General features: G+C 38.4%; 17 protein-coding genes. 15 read left to right on the top strand and 2 right to left on the bottom strand.

Going from position 1 to position 15506, the window contains the following annotated elements:
- The first annotated feature begins 15 nt into the window (after positions 1–15).
- The 10 genes from ACQ5H4_RS02640 (at position 16) to ACQ5H4_RS02685 (ending at position 7234) form a co-directional block, all read left to right on the top strand.
- Entirely contained in the window at positions 16–771 is a 756-nt protein-coding gene (locus ACQ5H4_RS02640) for an exodeoxyribonuclease III (RefSeq protein ID WP_430773427.1), read from the top strand.
- A 36-nt stretch (positions 772–807) separates the two neighbouring features.
- Positions 808–1380, top strand: a complete 573-nt coding sequence (locus tag ACQ5H4_RS02645; protein ID WP_430773428.1) for a branched-chain amino acid aminotransferase — start codon at positions 808–810, stop codon at positions 1378–1380.
- Positions 1381–1453: 73 nt separating this feature from the next.
- Positions 1454–2368, top strand: a complete 915-nt coding sequence (locus tag ACQ5H4_RS02650; RefSeq protein WP_430773429.1) for a DUF1002 domain-containing protein — start codon at positions 1454–1456, stop codon at positions 2366–2368.
- A 166-nt stretch (positions 2369–2534) separates the two neighbouring features.
- Entirely contained in the window at positions 2535–3254 is a 720-nt protein-coding gene (locus ACQ5H4_RS02655; protein WP_430773430.1) for a DsbA family oxidoreductase, read from the top strand.
- 25 nt (positions 3255–3279) lie between these two features.
- Positions 3280–3804, top strand: coding sequence for a type 1 glutamine amidotransferase domain-containing protein (locus ACQ5H4_RS02660; RefSeq protein ID WP_430773431.1), 525 nt, complete (start codon positions 3280–3282; stop codon positions 3802–3804).
- A 94-nt stretch (positions 3805–3898) separates the two neighbouring features.
- A complete protein-coding gene (locus ACQ5H4_RS02665) occupies positions 3899–4408 on the top strand; it encodes an LURP-one-related family protein (RefSeq protein WP_430773432.1) in 510 nt (169 codons plus the stop codon).
- Positions 4409–4514: 106 nt separating this feature from the next.
- On the top strand, positions 4515–5645 hold the full coding sequence (locus tag ACQ5H4_RS02670) for a sensor histidine kinase (RefSeq protein ID WP_430773433.1): 1131 nt from the start codon (positions 4515–4517) through the stop codon (positions 5643–5645).
- A complete protein-coding gene (locus ACQ5H4_RS02675; protein ID WP_430773434.1) occupies positions 5642–6241 on the top strand; it encodes a response regulator in 600 nt (199 codons plus the stop codon). Before ACQ5H4_RS02670 ends, ACQ5H4_RS02675 begins: the two co-directional genes overlap by 4 nt.
- A 142-nt stretch (positions 6242–6383) precedes the next feature.
- Positions 6384–6578 (top strand): hypothetical protein, encoded by a 195-nt coding sequence (locus ACQ5H4_RS02680; RefSeq protein ID WP_251519512.1) that lies wholly within the window; start codon positions 6384–6386, stop codon positions 6576–6578.
- Positions 6579–6748: 170 nt separating this feature from the next.
- Positions 6749–7234, top strand: a complete 486-nt coding sequence (locus tag ACQ5H4_RS02685) for a spore coat protein (RefSeq protein WP_391558079.1) — start codon at positions 6749–6751, stop codon at positions 7232–7234.
- 47 nt (positions 7235–7281) lie between these two features.
- Here the strand turns inward: ACQ5H4_RS02685 and ACQ5H4_RS02690 are convergent, their stop codons facing one another.
- Together ACQ5H4_RS02690 and shc are read right to left on the bottom strand one after the other, a co-directional pair.
- Positions 7282–8841 carry a muramidase family protein gene (locus tag ACQ5H4_RS02690; protein ID WP_430773436.1) on the bottom strand — a complete coding sequence of 520 codons (1560 nt, stop codon included), beginning with the start codon at positions 8839–8841 and terminating at the stop codon, positions 7282–7284.
- A gap of 86 nt (positions 8842–8927) precedes the next feature.
- Complete coding sequence (gene shc, locus ACQ5H4_RS02695) at positions 8928–10808, bottom strand: squalene--hopene cyclase (RefSeq protein WP_430773437.1); 1881 nt, start codon at positions 10806–10808, stop codon at positions 8928–8930.
- A 148-nt stretch (positions 10809–10956) separates the two neighbouring features.
- Here shc and ACQ5H4_RS02700 point away from each other — a divergent pair, with 148 nt between their 5' ends.
- The 5 genes from ACQ5H4_RS02700 (at position 10957) to hutU (ending at position 15495) form a co-directional block, all read left to right on the top strand.
- Positions 10957–11205 (top strand): spore coat associated protein CotJA, encoded by a 249-nt coding sequence (locus ACQ5H4_RS02700; RefSeq protein ID WP_430773438.1) that lies wholly within the window; start codon positions 10957–10959, stop codon positions 11203–11205.
- Positions 11202–11462 (top strand): spore coat protein CotJB, encoded by a 261-nt coding sequence (locus ACQ5H4_RS02705; protein WP_119708630.1) that lies wholly within the window; start codon positions 11202–11204, stop codon positions 11460–11462. The genes ACQ5H4_RS02700 and ACQ5H4_RS02705 overlap by 4 nt, the downstream gene beginning before the upstream one ends.
- Before the next feature lie 16 nt (positions 11463–11478).
- The gene (gene cotJC, locus ACQ5H4_RS02710; RefSeq protein WP_430773440.1) at positions 11479–12048 is read left to right on the top strand and encodes a spore coat protein CotJC; all 570 of its coding nucleotides are present in this window, start codon (positions 11479–11481) and stop codon (positions 12046–12048) included.
- 226 nt (positions 12049–12274) lie between these two features.
- Positions 12275–13765 carry a histidine ammonia-lyase gene (hutH, locus tag ACQ5H4_RS02715; RefSeq protein ID WP_430773441.1) on the top strand — a complete coding sequence of 497 codons (1491 nt, stop codon included), beginning with the start codon at positions 12275–12277 and terminating at the stop codon, positions 13763–13765.
- 59 nt (positions 13766–13824) lie between these two features.
- Entirely contained in the window at positions 13825–15495 is a 1671-nt protein-coding gene (hutU, locus tag ACQ5H4_RS02720) for a urocanate hydratase (protein WP_430773442.1), read from the top strand.
- Positions 15496–15506 lie beyond the last annotated feature (11 nt).

Raw genomic sequence — 15506 nt, forward strand, 5'->3', positions numbered from 1 at the left:
AGAGGAGAAAGATAGATGAAGTTTATATCTTGGAATGTGAATGGTTTAAGAGCTTGTGTAAAAAAAGGCTTTTTAGACTATTTTAATGAAATGGATGCAGATTTTTTTTCGTTACAAGAAACGAAGCTGCAAGAAGGTCAAATTGATTTACAGTTAGACGGTTATTATCAATTTTGGAATTACGCAGAAAAGAAGGGTTATTCAGGTACTGCCATCTTTACAAAACATAAACCCCTCTCTGTTTCTTATGGTGTGGGTGAACATGAATCGCAGTCAGAAGGACGAATAATTACCCTTGAGTATGAAAACTTTTACCTAGTAAATGTGTATACACCGAATTCACAACGTGATTTAGCTAGATTGCCCCTTCGTTTAGAATGGGAGGATGAATTATCAGACTACTTAACACAACTAGATAAGAAAAAACCGGTCATCTATTGTGGGGATTTAAATGTGGCCCATGAAGAGATTGATTTGAAAAATCCAAAAAGCAATATCGGAAACTCTGGTTTTACATCGGAAGAAAGAGGTAAAATGTCCAACCTGCTCAGTTCTGGCTTTGTAGACTCTTTCCGCTATTTATACCCAGAACAAAAAGATACGTACACTTGGTGGTCATATATGAGCAAGGTCAGAGAAAGGAACATCGGATGGCGTATTGATTATTTCATTTTATCAAATAGGATTGCTATGAATTTATTAGACTCACAGATTCATTGCGATGTAATGGGAAGTGACCACTGCCCGGTATGCATTGAAGTGAGTTTGTAAAAACTGAAGATAGCAATTACTTAGGAGGATTCTCTCATGTTAAAAGAGTCATTACAGAATTTAATGAAAAATCAAAGCAAGGTTGAATTATATCCAGAGGAATACAATTTTGTCATAAACAATGGATTAATCAACTCAGATACGGAAGTAGTTAAAATTGACGGGAAATCTAGATTTCATGATGCCTATATGGAGCGCTCAAATAAGGAAACAGAAGAATTTCTGGCAGAGGAAAATGCGAGCTTTTTAAATGAGCGGATTACGTATTTTAAGGAGCATATGAATGAGTTTTTATATATGGAATCAAAATGGTTTACGTTAATTGGAATCGATGCGATTTCCTTTGAAGTTGACGACTTATTTGGAACCTACGATGTGATGCTCGGTCTCAAAATTCAAAAGAAGTATTCCTCAAAGCTTAGAGACTATTTTACGGAACACTCAGAAGTTCCTGAAGAGCCTGTAGACTTAATGTTCGACGCGCAAGAAGGCATTTGGAATATTAACTTTTCCCTACATACACTTCCAGGTTTTCGGGAGGATATGACCGTTGCGGAGGCTTACCAACTGGTATACGCATTTATCTTTTCATTTGTTCAAACGATTTAATTAATGAAATATTAATAAGTCAAGAACATAGGATAGAGAGTACATGCTTACCCACTATTAGGAGGAAAGATAAATGAAGTTGTTAAAATGGATTTGTATGATTGCCCTGGCTTTTGGAGTGGTCAGTTCAACTCAAATGGTTTATGCCTCTACTGATTCAAATGACGAAGAAAGTATTAATGAAAAATTTGGTCTTCCGATTGTTGTATATGGTGAAGCCTTGTCAGACAGTCAGAAAACAGAGGTTAGAGACCTGCTCGGGGTGAAGGATACAAGTAAAGTAACTGAAATCACCGTAACAGGGGAAGACCTTGTTTATTATATTGATGGAGATAAAAACTCAAATATGTACTCTTCAGCAAAGATTACTCGTAAGGAAAAAGGGGAAGGACTGGTTATTAACCAAGTTACACCAGAAAACATTACAGAAGTAACGAGTGAAATGTACGCCAATGCATTATTGACTGCGGGAATTGAGGACGCAGTCGTAGATGTAGCATCTCCGGTTAAGGTAAGTGGACACTCTGCTCTTGTTGGTATTTATAAAGCTTACGACGAGGGTGAAGGGAGCGAGCTGAATCAGGAGCGAACAGAAGTAGCGAATGAAGAACTAACGCTAGCCACAGATCTAGCCAAAAAAGAAGGGCTCGATGAAGATAAGGTAAGTGAGCTGCTAACGGAAATAAAGAAAGAAATTGCCGAACAAAAACCAGCAACAAAGGAAGAATTGGAGCAATTGATTGACGAAAAGCTCCAAACCTTAAATGTTCAATTAAGTGAAGAAGATCGTCAGCTATTAATTGACCTTTTTGAGAAAATGCGTAATCTGAATATTAATTTTGATAATGTTCAATCTCAGCTTGAAGATCTATCAAAGGATATCCAAAATCGTATTGAGAATGCAATTAGTGAAAATAAAGGATTTTTGGATACCATTGCAAATTTCTTTAAGTCGTTTATAGATAGTTTGAAAAGCTTGTTTTCATAAAACTGGGATCCCACCTGTGAAAGTGGGATTTTTTCATGTGAGCAGAATAATTTACAGCATAATATGAGAGGGGTACAATTAACAAATCACAAGTGTGTTTAATTACTTTTTGTTGTTGCAAACTATGGTTCATATGCAAATAAATATTGTTGTAGGTGGGGTTTCTATGAAGATTGAAGTATGGTCAGATTTTGTTTGTCCATTTTGTTATATTGGCAAAAGAAGACTAGAGGAAGCAATTAATCAATTTGAACATAAAGACCAAGTAGAAGTAGAGTTTAAAGCATTCGAATTGGATCCTAACTCGCCGTTAGAGCCAACTATGAAAATTCATGAGTCGTTGGCAAAGAAATATGGGATGAGTGTGGACGAAGCCAAACGAGCAAATGAAAATATGGCGAAGCAAGCGGATTCTGTCGGATTACAATTCCGCTTTGACGATATGATGCCTAGTAATACCTTTGATGCTCACCGTTTAGCCAAGTATGCCAAAACGGTAGGGAAAGAAAAGGAACTGACCGAAAAGCTTTTATATGCTTATTTTACGGAGAACAAACAGTTATCTAAAAAAGAAGTATTAGTAGAAATTGCTGAAAGTGTGGGTATTGAAAGAGCGGACGCAATGAAAGTGTTAGATGATAACACTCTTTACGCGAATGATGTTCGTATCGATGAAACGATTGCCCAGCAATACAAAATAACAGGCGTACCATTCTTTGTTGTGAATAATAAATATGGAATTTCCGGAGCGCAGCCTATGGAAACGTTTAAAAACGCGCTAGAAAAGGTTTGGGAAGAGGAGAACGCAAATATTCCACTTCAAAATCTGTCTTCCGACACTGCGGGAGTATGTACAGATGATTCATGTGAGATCCCAGAGAAGTAAGACTATACAAAAGGAGTGAGAAGGATTGAAGTTAGTAGGAAAAAAAATCATCCAGTTGGTTAGCAATGATTTCGAGGACTTAGAATTATGGTATCCGGTTCTGCGACTTCGTGAAGAAGGGGCAATCGTTGATATTGTTGGAGAAAAAGCTGGAGAAACGTATATCGGGAAATATGGAGTTCCTATTAAATCTGATCTGGCCTTTAAAGATATTAACCCAGAAGATTATGACGCCATTCTTGTACCGGGTGGATGGTCACCGGATTTATTAAGAAGGTTTGAAAGTATTCTCTCCATGGTTCGTTCCATGGATCAGGCTGAAAAACCGATTGGTCAAATCTGTCACGCCGGATGGGTATTAATCTCTGCAAAAATCCTATCAGGTAGAAAGGTAACAAGTACTCCAGGAATTAAAGATGATATGATCAATGCGGGAGCTGAGTGGGTAGATGTTCCAGTTATCGTCGATGGACATATTATCTCAAGTCGCCGTCCACCAGACTTACCTGATTATATGAGAGAGTTTATTGCAGTTTTAGCCAGTAAGTAGTCACCACTCATTTGAGTGGTTTTTTAATTTTTGAATCTTTTTAAAAGTTGACCCGTATTAAAGATAAGTTAAAAGCAAGTTAGGGGGATTTCCGGTGAACCAAAAGAAACTGTACTTTTCCGATTCATTCTTTTCTACGGGGAAGACGGATATATTAACCGAAGAGGAAGAAAAGATTGGAGAGATCGATCTTAAAAGTATGTTTTCTTCATCTGTAGATATATTGAATGGAAAACATGAGGTTTTAGTGAGTGGAAAGTTTCCGATGTTAGGTATTCATTGGAGAGTATTAGATAGTGAAGGTTCAGAGTTAGGAAAGTTAAAGGAGAAATTTGCTTTCTTTTCAAAAAAATATTTGTATGAAGCATATGATCGAGACACTTTTTTTATTGATTCAGAATTGTTTTCACAGGAATATGTGATTAAGCGAGAAGCAGACGAAACGGTGATTGCGACTTTTAAGAAAGTAAGTGGTATGTTTTCTTCCGCTGCTTACGAATTAGACAATCACTCTAATACGATAACATCACCAGAATTAATAGCTGTAATCATGGGGGTAAACGCTATACAAAAGCGTAATAACTCATCAAATGCCGCAACATAATTTAATGTTCACTTACAAAGGGTGCTTAATATAGGCAACCTTCTTTTCATTTCTAAAAGATATGATACTATATAGAAAAAGCTGGTAAGAAAATGGGGTTTGATTCGTGTTAAAAAATCCAATATCAAAAAGAAATTGGGGCATTTCGCCATATATTTGGAGCGTTATCAGTATACTTCCTTTTTATTTTATCTTCCAATCATCATCCACTCCTGAAATTGTCGTAGGAATCATTCTGACTGTTATATTTTTCATTACCTTACGATTTGCGTTCTTATCTAAAAGATGGCCAGTCTACTTATGGACGATGATATTAATCAGTATTTCTATTACCATGGCTATACTTTTTTCGTTTGTGTACTTTGCCTTTTACATAGCGTATTACAACGGTAATATTAAAAAACGTGTTGCTTTTATGACTTTATATGTTATTCATCTTGTCGCAACCACATTCGCAATTAATTACAATGTGGTTCTACAAGATCCTCAGTTTTTAAGACAGCTGCCATTTGTCATTATTATCTGGATAAGTGTTATTTTATTACCTTTTAATATATATAATCGTAAAAAACAAGAGGTACTTGAAGAAAAGTTGGAGGATGCCAACAAGCGCATTGCCGAATTGGTGAAACAAGAGGAACGGCAACGGATTGCTCGCGATTTACATGATACTTTGGGACAGAAGCTTTCCCTTATCGGCTTAAAAAGTGACTTAGCTCGAAGATTGATTACAAAGGATCCTGAACAGGCCAAGGATGAGCTAAGGGATGTGCAGCAAACTGCAAGAACTGCGTTAAATGAGGTTCGACAATTAGTATCACAAATGAGAGGGATTAGGCTGGATGAAGAAATTGTACTCGTTAGACAAATATTAAAAGCAGCAGATATTGAGTTTATTTATAGTCAAGAAAAACCAGTTACACATGTATCACTATTTCTTGAAAACATTTTAAGCATGTGTATCAAAGAAGCAATAACGAATGTCGTTAAGCACAGTCAGGCAAATGTCGTTCAACTGACAATAAAACAATCATCAAAAGACATAACGATTATTGTACAAGATGATGGTATAGGTCTTTGGCAAAAGCAGAGCCAATCACCAGGACATGGGTTAATTGGGATGAGAGAACGTCTTGATTTTGTGAATGGAAGTCTTAAAATTATCGGTGATGGTGGAACCAAGCTAATTATGAAGGTGCCTCTTGTCCAGGTCGCAAAGGAGGAAAATTCAGTATGATCAAAATTGTCATTGCAGAGGACCAGCGAATGCTGTTAGGCGCTTTAGGATCACTTTTAAGCCTAGAGGATGATATGGAAGTGATTGGGAAGGCGAATAATGGAAATGAAGCTGTTTCCCTTGTGAAACAATTACAACCTGATATATGTATCATGGATATTGAAATGCCAGAAAAGACAGGGCTTGAAGCGGCTGAAGAGCTAAAGGGTGGGAACTGTAAAGTGATTATTCTAACGACATTTGCGCGTTCAGGCTATTTCCAGCGTGCGTTAAAGGCGGGTGTAAGAGGGTATCTCTTAAAGGATAGTCCAAGTGAAGAATTGGCAAGCTCGATTAGAAATATTGTAGCTGGCAAGCGAATTTATGCACCAGAACTAATGGATGATCTTTATACAGAGGAAAATCCTTTGACGGAAAGAGAACGTGAGGTTCTTGAGCTCGTTGCTGAGGGAAGGAATACGAAGGAGATCGCTGAGCAGTTAAACATTAAAACAGGAACAGTTAGAAATTACATATCAGCGATTTTGGAGAAACTTGAAGTTACGAACAGAATTGAAGCCATTACACAATCGAAAGAAAAAGGTTGGTTTAAGTAAAAACCTCTATACATGTCCACCTAACCTACCATAGGATAAATTCCTATGGTTTTTATTTTTTCATTGAAAATTGGTCATATACCCTTAACACATCAAGAAGTATCGTGACATAACCTATATTAAAAAGGTAGGAGGGATTTGAATGAGCAATAAAGAAGAATTTGAAAAAATTTCAAAACAAAGTATGGATTTATTGATTAATGCTACTTTAAAAAGACATGGCATCAATCTTAATACAAAGCCACAGCTTTCGGATGAAGATAGAGCAGAATTAAGAAGTCTGATTGAAGGACTTAAGCAAAATGTAGAGTCTCTTACTAATATTACAAAAAAGTAAGTTGTAAAAGTGGTTGTGACAAGCAACCACTTTTTCTAGTTTTTTACCTAAAAAAATGACTAGTCTATAGTCCATTTTTCTATAAATATAGTCTTTTGCCCTGCCAGACCGGGTCAAACTTACATATACCAATAGTGTAATAACTAAATTCAATAAGGAGGAAATCATATATGAGTTCAAAAGTATGGAGAGGCCAGGCGCCAGTTCTTTCTGACAACAGAGGATGCGCAGCACCTCAAAGATTTAATGCATTAGACCCTAGCAGCACACACCCTTGGGATTGTGATAACGACACACAAGAAGCAGATCAAACAACTAAAAGCGTGCAAGCATCTTACGAGTCAATCGTAATCAAAGATTCTTGTGATGTTGAAGTAATCACTACTGACACGCAAGCAGCCATTAACCTTCAAGTTGCTCTTCAAGCAGCTATTCAACTAGTCATCAGCATCTCAATTGCAAGTAGCGACCAAGCTGAAGTATTAACTCAAGAATTAACGCAAAAACTAATCAATAAGCAAGTGAATCGCCAACAAACGTATATTGAAAACTCTCGTGGTGTAAAAGTAACAACTACTGATACAGATTTAGCTGTTAACGTACAAGTGCTTCTACAAGTTCTACTAGCTCTAGTTGCTAGATTAGACATCTTATAATCATGAGAAAAAACAAGGAGCTGATTAAAAGCTCCTTGTTTCTTTATTTATCTCACTCCAGCAGCCTTTTCCACTTGGGCTTGGTGGGAAGGATCTGGTTTGCCGTCCACATGTCTTGAACTACCTGAAAAGTACACATCAAAGTGACCCGTAATTCCATTGTTCATAATGTATTCTCTTTCATGAGGGTAGAAGCTCATACTGGCGGCCAGTTTTCTTCCATCAACCTCCACTATGACAGCTCGTGGTGTCCAGGAATAGCCTCCCCATATGGTTTTGGCAGTATTTGAATCAGTTACTGTGACCGTTTCACTATCTGCATGATTCGCACCAATTGTCCGTTTAATATTAAATGATTTGCCTGTAGCGAGATCTGTTACCTTAGCTACTTTGCCAATAGTAAATACATATTGGGCTTCTGTCCACCAATTTAATAATTCACCATGATTCGGACTGACGGTCTCTTTCACAGGTATATTATGAACGGGAATTCGTAACTCTTGACCGATCGAGAGCATACTTGACGTGGTTAACCCATTCGCTTGTAAAAGTTCTGCCTGTGGAATTCCGTATTTAATACTCAGACTCCAAATCGAATCACCAGCTTGAATTTTATGCGTGGTATAGCTAACTGTACTGATAGGAGTGGAAGCTGACTTATCACTAATTTGTAAAACTTGACCAATTCGTAATACATCACTAACTAGTTGGTTTTGAGATCTAAGTTCATCAACTGTTAATCCAAATTTTAGTGCAATTGAATACAGATTATCCCCGCTAACAACCGTATAAGTGTCAGGAACGGATGGGGCAGTTGAGGTCGGCATGAGAGCTGGATCTACCGTTTGTGTTGAAGGAATGGTTAATCTCTGTCCCAAACTTAATATGTCGCTTGTTAGCTGATTTTCCTTTTTTAAAGCAACAACCGTAGTATGATACTTTTTCGCAAGGCTATAAAGTGTATCTCCAGCAACAACCGTGTGGGTGACACTAGTAGGTGTGGCTGGGGTGTCTGTAACTTCAGGTGTTTGAGGTATTTCTAGTACAGCAGGAATAATCAGTTTTTGATTTAAAGATAATGTAGTGGATGGCATTTGATTGGCTTCTCTAATGCTATCAACGGTTTTATTGTATTTTTTCGATAAACTATATAATGTATCTCCAGCTTGGACCGTATGTATCGCTTTTGGTATAACTAGCTTTTGTCCGATCGTTAAGGTGTCAGAGGATAGCTTATTCGCACTTTTTATAAGATCCATAGAGGTCCCAAATTTTTTGCTTAATCCCCATAGTGTATCTCCAGGAGAAACGGAGTAAAAGACGTTTGAATTTGTTTGCTGAATAGAAGCATTAGCAAATGCGCGATCAGCTGCTATTGGCAAGGTGCTCATGACGAAACCACCTAACACAATCTTGACAACTGTAATTCTGATCGAAGGATAACGATTTTTTATTAAAAGAGTTGCTTGCTTCATAATATCAGAGCGGATGGATGACTTAGTGCCAAGTTCCTGTGAAAACTCCGTTAAAGTATCGTCTAAGTAAAGAATGAGTTCATATGCTCCGTCACGATTTTGGAGTAACTTATGCCTGATAAAAGTGTCCATTCAAATACCTCCTAGTAAGACTACTTAGGAGGTATTTTCCACAGTAAAAAAATTGTTATGCATAAACGGTCTTATTCACTTGAATTCTATAAATATTTTCGTTGATAATTGCTAATTGTAACGAGGGGCCAAATGTAGTTATAACTGTGATAATGAATATAAAAACCTCCAGGCAAACCTGCCCCTGTTGGATACTCAATCGTCCAATTCGATTTTTCGAGTGACGATAAAAGAAATTCCATTCCATTCTCTATTTCTTTTGTTGGTTTCTCATAATAATAAATCAGTGCATCTAAAGCCCATGCGGTTTGTGAGGGGGTACTTGCATAAAGTGGCGTATATTTCTTTTTCATGTCACTAGAGCATGATTCACCCCATCCACCATTATTGTTTTGAATCGAAACCAACCAATTTACCGCTCGTTTGATGGTAGGATCAGATCGGCTAACTCCGCAAGCTAATAATCCGGTAACGGCAGCCCAAGTACCGTAAATATAGCAAATTCCCCACCGACCATACCATGAGCCATCCTCAAGTTGATGCTTTTTAAGCCAGTTAATTCCTTTATTAATTGTGGCTGATTTTCTTTCGATATTCGTGTATTCTCCAAGAAAATGAAGTGTCCTACCAGTCAAATCAGCAGTGGATGGGTCAAATAGAACTCGATCCTCGTATCTGAAAGGGATAAAGGAGAGCCACTTATTCGTGGTATTTTTTTCAAAAGCAGCCCACCCACCGTCGTTGTTCTGCATGGAAATTACCCAGTTAACTCCTTTTTCCCAAGCAGTTGAAGGGATTTGTTTTGCAATAGTGGAAGGTGTAAGCGCACGTAAAGCAGCGGTCGTATCATCTATATCTGGAATCATTGTATTGATTGGAGAAAAACCCCATCCACCCGGTGGAGTGTCTGGGCAATTTATCATCCAATCACCAAAGGTAGTATGCTGGTGGTTTAATAAATATTGAGTTGATCTTGCTATCATTGGATCCGAATCCTTTACACCAGCAATATGCAAGGCATTACTTATTAGTGCGGTATCCCAAACCGTAGATGGTGAGTTTTCAATATAATAGAGGTCTTTCTCTTCAAATAGAAAAGATTTCATCCCCTCAATGGCATTTTTAATAATGTGATGATCTTTTTTGTATCCAAGTGCCAACAGGGAGTAAATCATAAAAAAGGTAGCGCTAAAATAGCTATATAATGTACCATTCGATTCTATTCTTTCAAGCATGTACGTTTCACCTTTATGAAATGACTCTTCATGAATTTGTTCTGGTATTTCTGCTAGTTTGATAGCTTCTGATTTAATTTTTGAGATCAATTTCATTGAACGGTCATCTACTTGCGACTGATCATCTCCTCTCCCTAAATTCAAGTCTTCTAGTGAAGGACGTTGTGGGTGAACGTTTTTATAATTTTTATTCGAACAAATGATAATAGGTACCCAGTGAGCTCTAGCGTAGCCAACGATTTCAAACAAGGAAATGGGTGACCATGTTGGTAAAAGCATGATTTCTATTGGAATGAGTTTAATAATGGTTGGCCAGGGGATTTGTCCCGTAATAGCTAACATGGATTTTGTTAACCACTCAGATTTTTGAATTCCCCCATTATTGATAATAAAAGACTTTGCCCTTTGGAGAACATCAGAATCCCTTGGTAGGTAACCGGAATAAAGAAGTGCAAAATAACATTCAATTGTATTAGATAAGTTTCCGAATCTTTCATCATAATATAATTTCCATGCCCCATTGTTTTCTTGCTTTTTACATATCTCATGCACCAGTCGTTTAATGAGCATCTCCTCAGATTGGATATTCAATGACCGTAACAAAATAATCATATATGCATTTGTCATTAAACTTCCTTCAAAACAAAACTTCCACGAACCATCTCTTCTCTGCTTACCTCTCAGACTTTCAATTAATTGGTCTTTGGTCTTCTTTACCTTTTCATTTCTCATTCGCACCACACCTCTTATTCGAGATTGTCAGTTAAAAATATGTGGCTGGATAAGAAAACATACGATTTGAATGAAAAGAACTTTTTAGACATAGTGACAAGCGGTATTCGAGTATATTTTATAAACTGGGTAAAAAGAGGTGGAAATTATGGCTAACCAGCCTAAACAAGTATTTACTCACATGAAAACGTACCAACCTTACCACAGTCCGTTCGATCCTTGTCGTCCGATTGGAGTTAAGTTTTACTCAACACCACCAAATCTTTATGTAGGATTTCAACCACCTAATCTTCAGCAATTCTCTCCGAAAGAAGCGTTACAAAAAGGCACGCTATGGCCTATTTTTTATGATTATTATGAAAACCCTTATGAATCAAAAAGGAGGGAGGGCTTATGAAGCAGTTGCCTGAAAGATACTATCAATTAATGGAAGAAATTCAAGCCGTTGACTTCGTCCTAGTAGAACTCACATTATACTTAGATACTCACCAAACCGATCAACAAGCGATGCAGCAATTTAATCAATTTGCACAATACAGTAAACAGATTAAACAACAGTTTGAAGCAGAGTTCGGTCCACTTCTTCAATATGGAAATAGTTATACAGATGCAAATTGGAGTTGGGGAACATCTCCTTGGCCCTGGCAGGTGTAGAAAGGGAGGGTAAAAAATGTGGGTATATGAAAAGAAATTGCAATATCCGGTAAAAGTAACAACCTGTAATCCAACCTTAGCAAAATTTTTAATAGAACAATATGGCGGAGCAGATGGAGAATTGGCTGCTGCGTTAAGATACTTAAACCAAAGATATACGATTCCAGACAAAGTGGTTGGTCTGTTAACTGATATTGGGACAGAGGAATTTGCACATTTAGAAATGATTGCAACGATGATTTATAAGTTGACAAAGGATGCCACACCAGAGCAATTAAAGGCTGCAGGTATATCTGATCACTATGCGAACCATGATTCGGCTATCTTTTATCATAATGCTGCTGGGGTTCCTTTTACCGCTTCGTATATTCAAGCGAAAGGAGATCCTATTGCCGATCTTTACGAGGATATTGCGGCAGAAGAGAAGGCTCGTGCCACTTATCAATGGATTATAAATATGTCAGATGATCCTGATTTAAATGATTCACTTCGCTTTTTAAGGGAAAGGGAGGTCATTCATTCGCAAAGATTTCGTGAGGCTGTTGAACTCTTGAAGGAAGAAAGAGATCGAAAGAAGATATTTTAAAATAATAAAACAAGAAATGCCAGCTAAATGTTATAGCTGGCATTTCTTGTTTTTAATTTGCTCTGTCCCTTTACCAGAGTAGTAAACTAACATTCTAATATACTAAAATTTACCAATTTTTTATTGACCTTTCTAAAAACATCCACTTACAATAGAATTATTAAAACTTTCAGAATATATTATTTGAATGTTAGTCGCATAAAGTGGTGAAGGTGGAGGGAGCAACATGAAGGTTGTGTTAACAGGTCAGTCCTTAACGTTATCGCAAATAAAGGATATTTGTTATGGTTTTGCAACTGTAGAGATAGCAGAAGAAAGTATAAGGAAAGTTGAGCAATCTCGATACTCTGTTGAGGAAATTGTATCAAAAAAGAAAACGATCTATGGAATCACTACCGGCTTTGGGAAATTTAGCGATTGTATGATTGCGGAAAAAGATGTGAATGATTTGCAGTTAAATTTGATCCGCTCTCACGCATGTGGAGTGGGTGATCCATTTCCAGAAGTTGTCTCACGTGCAATGGTGCTCCTCCGTTTAAATGCCCTGCTTAAAGGGTTTTCAGGAGTAAGGGTAGAGATTATCCAGCAGCTCCAAACCCTATTAAATGAGCGAATCCATCCGGTTGTCCCCCAGCAGGGTTCGTTAGGCGCATCAGGAGACCTAGCTCCTTTATCACATTTAGCACTTGTGCTTATTGGTGAAGGACAAGTGCATGTTGAAGGAGGAATATATGAAGCGATACTCATACTAAAAGAAAAAGGAATTCAACCTATTTCTTTAAAGGCAAAGGAAGGGTTAGCCTTAATTAATGGAACACAAGCAATGACTGCGCAAGGTGTCATCAATTGGATTGAATCAATGAGATTGTTTTATCAAAGTGAAATCATTGCAGCTATGACCATTGAAGGATTAGAAGGAATTATTGATGCCTTCCATCCTGCTATTCATGAAGCACGTGGATATGTGCAGCAAACAGAAGTTGCTGCAAGAATGTGTGAGCTGCTTAAAGAAAGTAAGCTAATAACAAGTCAAGGCGAAAAGAGAGTTCAAGACGCGTATTCTTTACGCTGCATTCCTCAGGTACATGGTGCGACGTTACAAGCGCTTGATTATGTAAAGGAAAAGCTCGAAATTGAAATGAATGCAGCAACCGATAATCCACTAATTTTTGATGATGGCCAAATGGTCATATCAGGTGGGAATTTCCACGGTCAACCGATCGCGTTCGCAATGGATTTTATGAAAATTGCCATGGCTGAACTCGCTAATATATCAGAACGTCGAATTGAACGGCTCGTAAACCCGGGATTAAATGACCTCCCACCGTTTTTAAGTCCCCAACCAGGATTACAGTCTGGAGCAATGATCATGCAGTATTGTGCTGCTTCTCTCGTTTCTGAAAATAAAACGCTAGCACATCCAGCTAGTGTAGACTCCATCCCATCCTCAGCCAATCAAGAAGACCACGTAAGCATGGGAACAATTGCCTCACGGCACGCTCATATGATAATCCAAAATGTACGACGTGTCCTAGCAATCGAATGCATATGTGCGCTACAAGCTGTCCAATACCGTGGGATTGAAAAAATGGCCCCAACTACCCTAGCTTTTTATAAAGAAGCAAGAAACATTGTCCCATCTATTGATAGTGATCGAATATTTTCGAAAGATATTGAAAAGATGGCGGCCTGGTTGAAGGAAACGGATATAAAATGAACAATTAATTTTAAAAATGGACCACCACCCACTGATTCAAAAAAAGGAGGATATGTTCAATGAATGCAAATCAAAATCGTGTAGTCATAGCCAAACGAGGAAACGAACTGGAGTGCAAAGGTTGGGAACAGGAAGCGGCACTTCGCATGCTTTGTAATAATTTAGATCCTGATGTGGCGGAGAAACCGGAAGAGCTTGTCGTCTATGGTGGAATTGGGAAAGCTGCTCGAAATTGGGAGGCATTTGACGCGATCGTTGAAACGTTAAAAAGGCTTGAAAACGATGAAACGTTGCTCATTCAATCTGGGAAACCTGTAGCCGTTTTCAAAACGCATGATGCTGCACCTCGTGTACTTTTATCCAATTCGGTCATTGTTCCGAAGTGGGCAAACTGGGAACATTTTCACGAGTTGGATCAAAAGGGACTCATGATGTATGGACAAATGACGGCAGGTAGCTGGATCTACATCGGAACGCAAGGGATTTTACAGGGTACGTATGAAACATTTGCTGAGTTAGCAAGGCAGCATTTTGGTGGTTCCTTGCAAGGTACCATTACCTTAACTGCTGGTTTGGGTGGAATGGGAGGTGCTCAGCCTTTGGCAGTCACGATGAATCGAGGAGTTTGTATTGCGGTTGAGGTAGACGTTGAGCGGGTGCAAAAAAGAATCAAAACAAAATATTGTGATCGTTTTACACACTCAGTTGATGAGGCAATTGCCTGGGCGCAGGAGGCAAAGGTAAAGGGATTACCACTTTCCATTGCTCTTGTTGGTAATGCTGCTGATGTTCATCACGAATTGTTACAAAAGAAGATACCTATAGACATTGTAACGGATCAAACATCCGCGCATGATCCACTAAATGGTTATATTCCAAGTGGTTTATCACTTGAAGAAGCTCAAATCCTTCGAAAGGAAGATCCTGAAAAATATATAAGTTTGTCAAAGAAATCTATGATGGCCCATGTTCAAGCGATGCTTAAGTTTCAACAAATAGGTTCGATCATTTTTGACTACGGAAATAATATTCGGCAAGTGGCGTTTGATGAAGGAGAACAAAACGCCTTTGATTTTCCAGGCTTTGTACCGGCTTTTATTCGGCCATTGTTTTGTGAAGGAAAAGGACCGTTTCGCTGGGCAGCTTTATCAGGGGACCCCAATGATATTTACCGCACTGATCAGTTAATCAGGGAGCTTTTTCCTGAAAATGAACCATTGCAAAGATGGATTACCATGGCTCAAGAAAAGGTGAGTTTCCAAGGGCTTCCGTCTCGTATTTGCTGGTTGGGATATGGTGAACGAGTGAAAATGGGCCTTGGGATTAATGAGTTGGTGAAAAAAGGAGAGCTAAAAGCACCTATCGTTATTGGGCGTGACCATTTAGATTGCGGCTCAGTGGCATCTCCAAACAGGGAGACAGAAGCAATGAAGGATGGAAGTGATACCGTTGGTGATTGGGCTATATTAAATGCATTAATCAATGTGGCTGCTGGCGGATCTTGGATTTCTGTTCATCATGGAGGAGGTGTTGGCATGGGCTATTCCCTGCATGCGGGAATGGTTGCTGTAGCTGACGGGACAAAACTTGCAGAGGAAAGATTACAACGTGTGTTAACAACGGATCCTGGTATGGGGATTGTCCGCCATGCTGACGCTGGATATGAAAAAGCGATTGAAGTGGCAAAAGAAAAGGGCGTGGATATTCCGATGGTCCGTTATAAAAAATGATATTTTCAGAG

The sequence above is a fragment of the Bacillus coreaensis genome (assembly GCF_050586445.1).
GTDB lineage: Bacteria > Bacillota > Bacilli > Bacillales > Cytobacillaceae > Robertmurraya_A > Robertmurraya_A coreaensis.

What these genes read in the sequence shown, in the direction of transcription:
- ACQ5H4_RS02640 (WP_430773427.1), top strand. Translation starts at nt 16, where the DNA reads ATGAAGTTTATATCTTGGAATGTGAATGGTTTAAGAGCTTGTGTAAAA.
- ACQ5H4_RS02645 (WP_430773428.1), top strand. Translation starts at nt 808, where the DNA reads ATGTTAAAAGAGTCATTACAGAATTTAATGAAAAATCAAAGCAAGGTT.
- ACQ5H4_RS02650 (WP_430773429.1), top strand. Translation starts at nt 1,454, where the DNA reads ATGAAGTTGTTAAAATGGATTTGTATGATTGCCCTGGCTTTTGGAGTG.
- ACQ5H4_RS02655 (WP_430773430.1), top strand. Translation starts at nt 2,535, where the DNA reads ATGAAGATTGAAGTATGGTCAGATTTTGTTTGTCCATTTTGTTATATT.
- ACQ5H4_RS02675 (WP_430773434.1), top strand. Translation starts at nt 5,642, where the DNA reads ATGATCAAAATTGTCATTGCAGAGGACCAGCGAATGCTGTTAGGCGCT.
- ACQ5H4_RS02680 (WP_251519512.1), top strand. Translation starts at nt 6,384, where the DNA reads ATGAGCAATAAAGAAGAATTTGAAAAAATTTCAAAACAAAGTATGGAT.
- ACQ5H4_RS02685 (WP_391558079.1), top strand. Translation starts at nt 6,749, where the DNA reads ATGAGTTCAAAAGTATGGAGAGGCCAGGCGCCAGTTCTTTCTGACAAC.
- ACQ5H4_RS02690 (WP_430773436.1), bottom strand. Translation starts at nt 8,841, where the DNA reads ATGGACACTTTTATCAGGCATAAGTTACTCCAAAATCGTGACGGAGCA.
- shc (WP_430773437.1), bottom strand. Translation starts at nt 10,808, where the DNA reads ATGAGAAATGAAAAGGTAAAGAAGACCAAAGACCAATTAATTGAAAGT.
- ACQ5H4_RS02700 (WP_430773438.1), top strand. Translation starts at nt 10,957, where the DNA reads ATGGCTAACCAGCCTAAACAAGTATTTACTCACATGAAAACGTACCAA.
- ACQ5H4_RS02705 (WP_119708630.1), top strand. Translation starts at nt 11,202, where the DNA reads ATGAAGCAGTTGCCTGAAAGATACTATCAATTAATGGAAGAAATTCAA.
- cotJC (WP_430773440.1), top strand. Translation starts at nt 11,479, where the DNA reads ATGTGGGTATATGAAAAGAAATTGCAATATCCGGTAAAAGTAACAACC.
- hutH (WP_430773441.1), top strand. Translation starts at nt 12,275, where the DNA reads ATGAAGGTTGTGTTAACAGGTCAGTCCTTAACGTTATCGCAAATAAAG.
- hutU (WP_430773442.1), top strand. Translation starts at nt 13,825, where the DNA reads ATGAATGCAAATCAAAATCGTGTAGTCATAGCCAAACGAGGAAACGAA.